Origin of the sequence: uncultured Sphingomonas sp. (assembly GCF_937871615.1) — a bacterium.
GTDB lineage: Bacteria > Pseudomonadota > Alphaproteobacteria > Sphingomonadales > Sphingomonadaceae > Sphingomonas.
The window spans coordinates 21,269-31,083 of the sequence record NZ_CALMPA010000058.1 but is presented as its reverse complement, the minus strand read 5'-3'; the positions used below and the strand labels follow the sequence as shown (position 1 = coordinate 31,083).

Sequence of the window (9,815 nt, the reverse complement as noted above, 5' to 3'; positions counted from 1 at the left end):
CGCGGATCGTCCAGATGGTCGCCGAGGCGCAGCGCTCGCGCGCGCCGATCCAGCGGCTCGCCGATCAGGTCGCGGGCTGGTTCGTGCCGGCGGTGCTTGGCGTTGCACTTCTCGCCTTCATCGCTTGGGGCATCTGGGGTCCCGAGCCGCGCCTCGCACACGGGCTGATCGCGGCCGTCGCGGTATTGATCATCGCCTGCCCCTGCGCGCTGGGCCTCGCGACGCCGATGTCGATCATGGTCGGCGTCGGCCGCGGCGCCGGGCTCGGCGTGCTGATCAAGAATGCCGAGGCGCTGGAGCGGCTCGAGAAGGTCGAGACGCTGATCGTCGACAAGACGGGCACGCTGACCGAGGGCAAGCCTTCGGTCACCCGGATCATCGCTGGTGAAGGATTGGACCAAGACGAGGTGCTGCGCCTCGCCGCGGCGGTGGAGCGCGCGTCCGAGCATCCGCTGGCACTCGCCGTCGTAACGGCCGCGACGGATCTAGGCATCGCGATTCCTGTCGTTTCGGATTTCGACGCGCCGACGGGCAAGGGTGCGACCGGCACGGTCGATGGCCGAATGGTGACGCTCGGGAATGCGCAGATCATGCGTGACAATGGCATCGATCTCGCGGCAATGGAGCAGACCGCCGACGCGCTGCGCCGTGACGGCGCGACGGCGATCTTCGTCGGGATTGACGGCCGCGTTGCCGGCGTGATCGCGATCGCCGACCCGATCAAGACGAGCACGCCCGACGCGCTTGCGGTCTTGCGCGGCGCCGGCATTAACGTCGTGATGCTCACTGGCGACAATCGCACGACCGCGGAAGCCGTGGCCCGCAAGCTCGGGATCGATACGGTCGAGGCCGAGGTGCTGCCGGACCAGAAGAGCGCAGTCGTCGAGCGGCTGAAGCGCGAAGGCCAGGTCGTCGCGATGGCCGGTGACGGGGTGAACGACGCGCCCGCGCTCGCCGCTGCCGATGTCGGCATCGCCATGGGTTCGGGCACCGACGTTGCGATCGAGAGCGCCGGGGTGACGCTGCTGAAGGGCGATCTCACCGGGATCGTGCGGGCTCGGCAGCTTTCTAGGGCGACCATGTCTAACATTCGACAGAACCTGTTCTTCGCCTTCATTTACAACGCGGCCGGCGTGCCGGTAGCTGCCGGCCTGCTCTATCCTTTCTTCGGTATTCTCTTGTCGCCGATCATCGCGGCCGCGGCGATGGCGCTGTCGTCGGTCAGCGTGGTCGGTAACGCGTTGAGGCTCAATCGGGTGGCGCTATGAACATCGGCCAGGCTTCGGAAGCGAGCGGCGTCTCGCAGCGGATGATCCGTCATTACGAGAAGATCGGGCTGATCCCCGAGGCGCCGCGCCGCGATAGCGGCTATCGCGACTATTCGCCGGCCGACCTCCACCGCCTGCGTTTCATTGCCAATGCGCGCGACCTAGGATTTCCGATCGAGGACATCCGCGCGCTGCTCGACCTGTGGAACGATCGCGGGCGGACGAGCGCCGAAGTCAAGGCGCTGGCGACGGCGCGGGCCGAGGAATTGCAGCGCAAGGCTGCGGCGCTCGAGGCGATGCGTCGAACATTGGTCGATCTCGCCGAACGCTGCCATGGCGACATGCACCCCGATTGCCCGATCATCGAGCGGCTGGCCCGCGATGACTAAGCCTGTCGATTTTCTCCTTGCTGGCCACAGTCATGAATTGACAGCAATATCGTGGAGGAGCATTTTCAAAGCGTGCTGAAGCTACTGCGCCATCTCCTATGCTTGGGCATCCTGTTCGGCCTTACTGGAAACGGGGTGGCGGTTGCTGCTCCGTGTTTGCTGATGACGCAAGATCAGGTCGCCGCGAGTTCAGCAATGCCCGACTGCAAGATGCCCGCAGGCTGCACCGACTGTGCGGCCAAGCCTGCCAAGAGCGACAAGGACTCCAAAACTTCCAAGGGTTCCGGCTGCATGCTGATGGCCGGTTGCAGTGCGGTTATCGCCATGAAAGATTCGCACACGCCGTCAACGGCACAGTTGGCGCCAGTCGTCGATGTCTTCTGGCCGACATCTACAATCCTTGCGGGTCATGACACCGGACCCGAACCGGAACCACCCAGTTTCCTTGGCTGACCTTCGCGCGCGGGTTCGTGCTTCCTGAAGCCGTGAACGGCTGACGGGGCGCCGAATGGCCCGCGTCAGGACGAGTTTCAGACCAAGGATTATATCATGAAGACGATCAACCTTTCGGCCGCGGCGATCGCGGTCGCGCTTTCAACCTTCGCAATCACAGCTCCTGTTTTCGCGCAGGGTACGCCGACGTCCGGTGCCGGGGGTCATTATGAATGGCGCCAATCGCCAAATTATGGCCCGCGTGCGCCATTTACGGCACCCCGCCGCGTCTGGGTGCCAGACGCCCCGCAAGTGGCGAGCTGCGATTGCGACATGATGAAGATGAGCAGCACCGATGCTGCCGATTGCATGAAGCAGATGCACAGCATGGCATCGCCGTCGCCCGCCCGTTCGGTCGGCTAGGCACGGATTCTGGCCGCTTCGGGTCGCATGGACGGCTAGGCCAGCAGTGGCGGCGGGATGCCCCCCATTCCGCCGCCACTGATATGCCCGCCATGTCATGATGCACGATGTCGGCCTGATCCTCCGATCAGGAGATTTTCATGCGATCGTTTCTGTGCCTGCCGCTCTTGGCGGCGATCCCTGGTATTGCGTTTGCCGGACCGCTTACCTTCGATGCGGCGCTTCGCCAGGCGAAGAATAATGCGCCGTCCATTCGAGCTAAGACGCTCGGCGTCGATGCCGCACGTTCCGCGCGCGGTGCAGCCGGCGCGTTGCCCGATCCCACTTTGGCGGTAGGTATCGACAGCTTCCCCATTTCCGGCCCGCTCGCGTTCGAGCCGCAGCGCGACGATTTCACTATGGCGCGGGTCGGCGTCTCCCAGGACATTCCCAATCTCGCCAAGCGCCACGCCCAGCAGGCACGCGCCGACAGCGACATCAGGGCGGCCGAGGCCGGTACTGCGGTGGAAGCGCGCACCGTTGAAGTTGAAGCCGCGCTGGCATGGATCAATCTGGCCTATGCCGAACGCAGGCTTGCCGCGCTCGACGATCTGTTGGCTCGCCTCCAGCGCGTGGTTGGCAGCACATCGAGCGCGGTCGCTTCGGGCAATGCGCGGCCGGCGCAGACGCTGGCAGGTCAGCAGGCGATTGCCGCGCTACAGGATCGCCGCAGCGAACTCGTCTCGAACGTGGCGCGCGCCCGCGCCGCATTGATCCGCTGGACGGGCGATCCGGCGCCTGAGATTGCCGGACCGATCCCTGATTTCGCTATCGACGGCGCCACTCTGCGAGCGAGCCTCGATCGTCAACCGACGATACGGATGATCGATGCCGAAGCTGGCCAGGCGGATGCCGATGTGCGCATGGCCGATGCCGGCCGGCGTTCCGACTTCGGCGTCAACCTGGCCTATCAGCGCCGCGATCCTCGCTTCGGCGACTATGTCTCGGCCGGTGTAACGGTCAGCCTCCCCTTCTTCACCCGCAATCGTCAGAGCGCCCTGATCGCCGAGGCCCAGGCCAATGCCGGACGGGTAGCCGCCCAGCGCGAAGCCGCACTGCGTGCGCTCGCCGCCGATCTCGATGCAGATATTGCCGATCACGTCATGCACCATGAGCAATGGATGCGCGCGCGGGATACGCTGCAACCGCTTGCAGAGGAGCGGGTCAGGCTGGAGACTGCCAGCTACGGCGCAGGCCGCGCCAGTCTCGTCGATGTCGCCGACGCCTATGCTGCGCTCGCCGATGCCACCCTCACCACGCTTGATCGCGAAGCCCTGGTCGCCGCCGACGGCGCCCGGCTGTCCCTTACCTATCGGAGCGACGACCAATGACAGAAGACGTTTCCCCGATCCGGCCGCGCCTTGCGATCGCGGGTCTTGTCATCGCGCTGGCGGCCGGAGCCGGCGGCTATGGCATCGCGCGCTGGACAGGCCATCCCGCCGGCGCTCCTGCGGCCATCCAAAACGCCGATAGCGGACGCAAACCGCTTTATTGGTACGACCCGATGGTGCCGTCGCAGCATTTCGACAAGCCCGGCAAATCGCCGTTCATGGATATGCAGCTGGTCCCCAAATATGCCGACGAAGGCGGGGGTGACGCACCCGGTGTCCGGATCGATCCGGACACATCCCAGACGCTGGGGCTTCGCACCGTCGCAGTCCGGCGCGGGGAATTGTCGAGCAGCCTCACCGCCACCGGCACGATCGATTTCAACCAGCGCGATATCGCGATCGTTCAGACGCGGACTAGCGGGTTCATTCAGCGGGTCTATGCTCGCGCGCCGGGTGACGTGATCGGTGCGGGCGCTCCGCTCGCCGATATCCTGGTGCCGGAATGGGGTGGCGCGCAGACCGAATTTCTCGCGGTTCGGCGCGCCGGCAACGCGGCGCTGACCCAGGCCGCGCGCCAACGGCTCATGCTGCTCGGCATGTCGCCCGGCACCATCGCATCGGTCGAGCGCACGGGAAGGCCTCAGACCGTCATCACGATCTCCACCCCGACCGGCGGCGTGATCAAGACTTTGGACGTGCGGGCCGGCATGACCATGACGGCGGGCCAGACGCTCGCCGAAGTCAACGGCCTCGGCACCGTCTGGCTTAATGCCGCCGTGCCCGAAGCTATCGCTGGTCCGCTCAGACCTGGACAGAAGGTGCAGGCGACGCTGGCCGCCTTTCCCGGCGAGACCTTGTCAGGCCGTGTCTCGGCGATCCTGCCCGAGACTCAGATCGACAGCCGAACGCTGACCGTTCGCATCGAATTGCCCAATCGGGGCGGGCGCCTGCGTCCGGGTATGTTCGCGAGCGTTTCGTTCGGAGGTAGCACACAGGCAGCGTTGCTCGTGCCGTCCGAAGCCTTGATCCGCACCGGCAAGCGGACCTTGGTGATGCTCGCGCTCGACAAAGGACGCTACCGCCCCGCCGAGGTGCAGACCGGGCGGGAGTCGGGTGATGATACCGAGATCCTGGCGGGCCTGAGCGAAGGCGAGAAGATCGTCGCGTCGGGTCAGTTCCTGATCGACTCTGAGGCAAGCCTTTCCGGCGTGGAGGCTCGGCCGATCGGTGGACCTGCTCCGACAGCGGCCAAACCCGCCGCTCCGGCCGCGCTCTACGAGACGACGGGCAAGATCGAACAGATCACCTCCACTTCGGTGACGCTGAGCCATGAGCCGGTGCCCGCCATAGGCTGGCCGGCGATGACGATGACCTTTGCGCTGCCCAATCCATCGGTCGCGCGCGGGCTCAAGGTCGGCGACCGTGTGCGCTTCGGCTTCGACCAGCCGCCTGCCGGACCGACCGTGCACCGCATGGCGAAGGTAGGCGGCCAATGATCGCTCACCTCATCCGCTGGTCGGTCAGGAACCGCTTCTTCGTACTCATCGGCATGCTGGCGCTGGTCGGCGCGGGACTGTGGGCGGTGCGTTCAACCGCGATCGACGCGCTGCCGGATCTCTCCGACGTGCAGGTCGTGATTCGCACGTCCTACCCGGGACAGGCCCCGCAGATCGTCGAGAACCAGGTCACCTATCCGCTCACCACGACTATGCTGTCAGTGCCGGGCGCCAAGACGGTGCGCGGCTATTCCTTCTTCGGCGACAGCTTCGTCTATGTGATCTTCGAGGACGGCACCGATCTCTATTGGGCGCGCAGCCGAGTGCTCGAATATCTCAACCAGGTGCAGGGACGGCTGCCGGCGAGTGCCCGCAGCGCGCTCGGTCCGGACGCCACCGGGGTCGGCTGGGTCTATGAATATGCGCTCGTCGACAAGACCGGTCGACACGACCTGTCTCAGCTTCGCGGGCTTCAGGACTGGTTCCTGCGCTACGAGCTGAAGACCGTGCCCGGCGTCGCCGAGGTCGCGAGCATCGGCGGCATGGTCAAGCAGTATCAGGTGCTGCTCGATCCGGTGAAGCTCGCTGCCTACGGGATCACCCACAACCAGGCGGTCCAGGCGATCCAGCAGGCTAATCAAGAGGCCGGCGGCTCGGTGCTGGAGATGGCCGAGGCGGAATATATGGTCCGCGCTTCGGGCTATCTGAAGACTCTCGACGACTTCCGCGCGATTCCATTGAAGACGGCAGCAGCCGGAGTACCCGTGCGGCTGGGGGACGTCGCTACGATCCAGATCGGCCCCGAGATGCGGCGGGGCATCGCCGAACTGAACGGCCAGGGTGAGGTCGCCGGCGGCGTCGTCATCCTGCGTTCGGGCAAGAATGCGCGGGAGACGATCGCGGCGGTCAAGGACAAGCTCGCCGCTCTGAAGGCGAGCCTGCCGCCGGGCGTCGAGATCGTCACCACCTACGACCGCTCGCAGCTCATAGACCGCGCGGTCGAGAACCTCACCCATAAGCTGGTCGAGGAATTCATCGTCGTCGCCTTCGTCTGCGCTTTGTTCCTCTGGCACGTTCGCTCGGCACTAGTCGCGATCCTGACCCTGCCCTTGGGCGTGCTGGCCGCTTTCATCGTCATGCGGTTCCAGGGGGTCAACGCCAACATCATGTCGCTCGGCGGTATCGCCATCGCCATCGGCGCCATGGTCGATGCGGCGGTCGTCATGATCGAAAACGCCCACAAGAAGATCGAGCGCTGGGAGCAGGATCACCCGGACAAGCATCTGAAAAGCGAGATGCGCTGGATCGTTGTAACCGAGGCCGCCGCCGAAGTTGGACCGGCGCTGTTCTTCAGCCTGCTGATCATCACGCTCTCGTTCATACCGGTCTTCACGCTGGAGGCGCAGGAGGGGCGGCTGTTCGCACCGCTGGCCTTCACCAAGACCTACGCAATGGCGGGCGCGGCGATCCTATCGGTCACGCTGGTGCCGATCCTGATGGGCTGGCTGATCAGGGGGAAGATTCCGCCCGAGCAGGCCAATCCGGTCAACCGCTGGCTGACCGACATTTATCGGCCCGCGATCGACTGGACCTTGAAGCGGCCGAAGACGGTGCTGCTGATCGCGACGCTCGTCTTCGCCACCACGGCCTGGCCGCTGGCCCGGCTCGGCGGCGAGTTCATGCCAAACCTCGACGAAGGCGACCTGCTCTATATGCCCTCGGCACTGCCGGGCCTCTCGGCGGCCAAGGCGAGCGAACTGCTCCAGCAGACCGACCGGCTGGTCAAGACCGTGCCCGAGGTCGAGAGCGTGTTCGGCAAAGCCGGGCGCGCCGAGACCGCGACCGATCCAGCGCCGCTCGAAATGTTCGAGACCACGATCCAGTTCAAACCGCGCGACCAGTGGCGGCCCGGCATGACGCCCGACAAGCTGGTCGAGGAACTGGACCGGACGGTGAAGATTCCCGGCCTCGCCAATGTCTGGGTGCCGCCGATCCGCAACCGCATCGACATGCTCGCGACCGGCATCAAGAGCCCGATCGGGGTCAAGGTGTCGGGCGCCGATCTCGTCCAGCTTGACCGCATCGCTCATGATGTCGAGACGGTCGCCAAGACCGTACCGGGCGTCAGCTCGGCGCTCGCCGAGCGGCTCACTGGCGGGCGCTATGTCGATGTCGACATCGATCGGGCCGCCGCCGCGCGGTTCGGGCTCAACATTACGGATCTCCAGGCAATCGTCTCGGGCGCGGTCGGTGGTGAAACGATCGGTGAGACCGTCGAAGGGCTTGCCCGCTATCCGATCAGCGTGCGCTATCCACGCGAACTGCGCGACAGTCTTGAGGGGCTGAGGACGCTCCCGGTCCTCACACCTTCGGGCCAGCAGATCACGCTCGGTACGGTCGCGAACATTACGATCGCTGAGGGACCGCCGATGCTCAAGACAGAGAATGCCCGGCCCTCGACCTGGGTCTATGTCGACGTGCGTGGCCGCGACCTTGCTTCGGTGGTCAGCGATCTCCAGCACGCGGTGGCGAAGGAAGTCAGGCTCTCGCCCGGCGTCAGCATCGCCTATTCCGGCCAGTTCGAATATCTCCAGCGTGCCGTCGACAAATTGAAGCTGGTCGTTCCCGCAACACTGCTGATCATCTTCGTGCTGCTCTACATGATCTTCGGCCGGTTTGACGAAGCGGCCCTTATCATGGGTACGCTGCCCTTCGCGCTTACCGGCGGCATCTGGACGCTTTATCTGCTGGGCTTCAACCAGTCTGTCGCTACCGGGGTCGGGTTTATTGCGCTCGCCGGCGTCTCGGCCGAGTTCGGCGTGGTGATGCTGATCTACCTGAAGAATGCGCTCGAGGAGCGCGAGAACCATCCCGATGCCGCCGAAGTTCAGGCGGCGGTGCGTGAGGGCGCGCTACTGCGCGTTCGCCCCAAGGCGATGACAGTCGCGGTGATCCTCGCCGGCCTGCTGCCGATCCTGCTCGGGTCGGGCGCAGGCTCGGAGGTCATGAGCCGGATCGCCGCGCCGATGATCGGCGGCATGCTGACCGCACCGCTGCTCTCGATGTTCGTCCTGCCTGCTGCCTATCTGCTGCTGCGCCGGCCACGACGCGGTTCCCCCGAAATTACCCCAGCCTCTCAGCAAAGGAGTTGATCATGAGAGCATTTTCTACCCTGTTGGTTGCCGCCTCCATTTTTACGGCCGGGCCTGCGTTCGCGCAGTCGATGGCGAACATGCCTGGCATGAGCCATGCCGCCACGCAGGCGAAGACCGGTCATGGCACCGGCGTGATTACCGCGATCGATCCGAAGACGGCCAAACTGACCATCCAGCATGGGCCGATCCCGGCGGTGAGTTGGCCTGCCATGACCATGGCGTTCAAGGCCAACCCGCCGACGCTGCTGCGTGGTCTCCACGTCGGCCAGCGAATTGGCTTCGACGTCAAAGTCCAGGGCGCATCTGCGGAGGTGACCAGCGTTCGCCCGCAATGATGGCTTTGGGGTCGGGGTGGCAGCGCCATTCCGGCCCCGTGCTTTCAGGCGAGCGAGCCTCGAGCGATCATTACGAGCAGAAGGAGGCCCAGCGCACCACGATAGACAACGAATGGCCATGCGGAGAAGCGTTCGAGAATTCGCATCAACGCCCAGATGGCCACGAAGGCGGAGATCGAGGCGGTTATGAGGCCGAGCGCCAGTATCGACCAGCCATGCATATCGAGCCCCACCCGGTGCAGTTCCCACAGCTCCTTGAGCCCGGCGAGAGCGATCGCTGGGATACCCAGCAGGAAGGAGAAGCGCGCAGCCTCCTCGCGCCTGAAACCAAGCGCCAAGGCGGCGGTCAGGGTCGAGCCGGAGCGCGAGACACCGGGAATGAGAGCACCGACCTGGGCGATTCCGACCAGCAACGCATCGGCAAGCGAGGAACTCTCTACGGCTCGGCGATGGCGAGCCGTGATCTCGGTCAGTGCCATCAAGAGCGCCATGCCGACACAGGCCCAGCCAATCACCGTGAGGCTGCGAAGCGGCGAGGCGCATTGATTGAGGATGGAACTGAGTGCGGTGCCGGCGAGCACGATCGGCAGGGTCGCCAGTCCGATCCGCAGCGTCATGCGCAGGTCGGCATCGTCGAAACGCCGTTCAGCGATGGCCGAGACGGAACCTCCCGCCAGCCGGGCTACGTCCCGCCAGAAATAGCTGACCACCGCTACCAGGGCGGCGAGCTGCATTGCGGCGGAAAAAGCCGCGCCCGGATCGCGCCAGCCCAGCAACGCGGGAACGACGCGCATGTGCGCTGTCGAGGAAATCGGGAGCAGTTCGGTGATCCCCTGAACCAGGCCCAGCCAAGCGACCTTGGCATAACCGAGCGACACGAAGCCGGTATCGACGCCAGGCGAGCATGCGGCGGTCATGGACTATCTTCCCTTGGTGGAGCGAGCTGC

General features: G+C 65.2%; 9 protein-coding genes. 8 read left to right on the top strand and 1 reads right to left on the bottom strand.

Features of this window, described 5'->3' with window-relative positions:
• From Q0316_RS16295 to Q0316_RS16260, 8 genes are all read left to right on the top strand, one after another.
• Positions 1 to 1,268: heavy metal translocating P-type ATPase (locus tag Q0316_RS16295; RefSeq protein ID WP_298674354.1), on the top strand; the 1,268-nt coding region annotated here is incomplete at its 5' end.
• Positions 1,265 to 1,657: a Cu(I)-responsive transcriptional regulator gene (gene cueR / locus Q0316_RS16290; protein ID WP_298674353.1), complete on the top strand. Its 393-nt coding sequence runs from the start codon at positions 1,265 to 1,267 to the stop codon at positions 1,655 to 1,657. The genes Q0316_RS16295 and cueR, both read left to right, overlap by 4 nt.
• Before the next feature lie 72 nt (positions 1,658 to 1,729).
• Positions 1,730 to 2,110, top strand: coding sequence for a hypothetical protein (locus tag Q0316_RS16285; protein ID WP_298674352.1), 381 nt, complete (start codon positions 1,730 to 1,732; stop codon positions 2,108 to 2,110).
• Positions 2,111 to 2,206: 96 nt separating this feature from the next.
• Entirely contained in the window at positions 2,207 to 2,512 is a 306-nt protein-coding gene (locus Q0316_RS16280) for a hypothetical protein (protein ID WP_298674351.1), read from the top strand.
• Positions 2,513 to 2,652: 140 nt separating this feature from the next.
• Positions 2,653 to 3,882: a TolC family protein gene (locus tag Q0316_RS16275; protein ID WP_298674350.1), complete on the top strand. Its 1,230-nt coding sequence runs from the start codon at positions 2,653 to 2,655 to the stop codon at positions 3,880 to 3,882.
• Entirely contained in the window at positions 3,879 to 5,378 is a 1,500-nt protein-coding gene (locus tag Q0316_RS16270; protein ID WP_298674349.1) for an efflux RND transporter periplasmic adaptor subunit, read from the top strand. Before Q0316_RS16275 ends, Q0316_RS16270 begins: the two co-directional genes overlap by 4 nt.
• Positions 5,375 to 8,530: an efflux RND transporter permease subunit gene (locus Q0316_RS16265; protein ID WP_298674348.1), complete on the top strand. Its 3,156-nt coding sequence runs from the start codon at positions 5,375 to 5,377 to the stop codon at positions 8,528 to 8,530. Before Q0316_RS16270 ends, Q0316_RS16265 begins: the two co-directional genes overlap by 4 nt.
• A 2-nt stretch (positions 8,531 to 8,532) precedes the next feature.
• On the top strand, positions 8,533 to 8,868 hold the full coding sequence (locus Q0316_RS16260) for a copper-binding protein (protein ID WP_298674347.1): 336 nt from the start codon (positions 8,533 to 8,535) through the stop codon (positions 8,866 to 8,868).
• A gap of 44 nt (positions 8,869 to 8,912) precedes the next feature.
• Here the strand turns inward: Q0316_RS16260 and Q0316_RS16255 are convergent, their stop codons facing one another.
• Positions 8,913 to 9,785 (bottom strand): undecaprenyl-diphosphate phosphatase, encoded by an 873-nt coding sequence (locus Q0316_RS16255; protein WP_298674346.1) that lies wholly within the window; start codon positions 9,783 to 9,785, stop codon positions 8,913 to 8,915.
• Between the last annotated feature and the right edge of the window lie 30 nt (positions 9,786 to 9,815).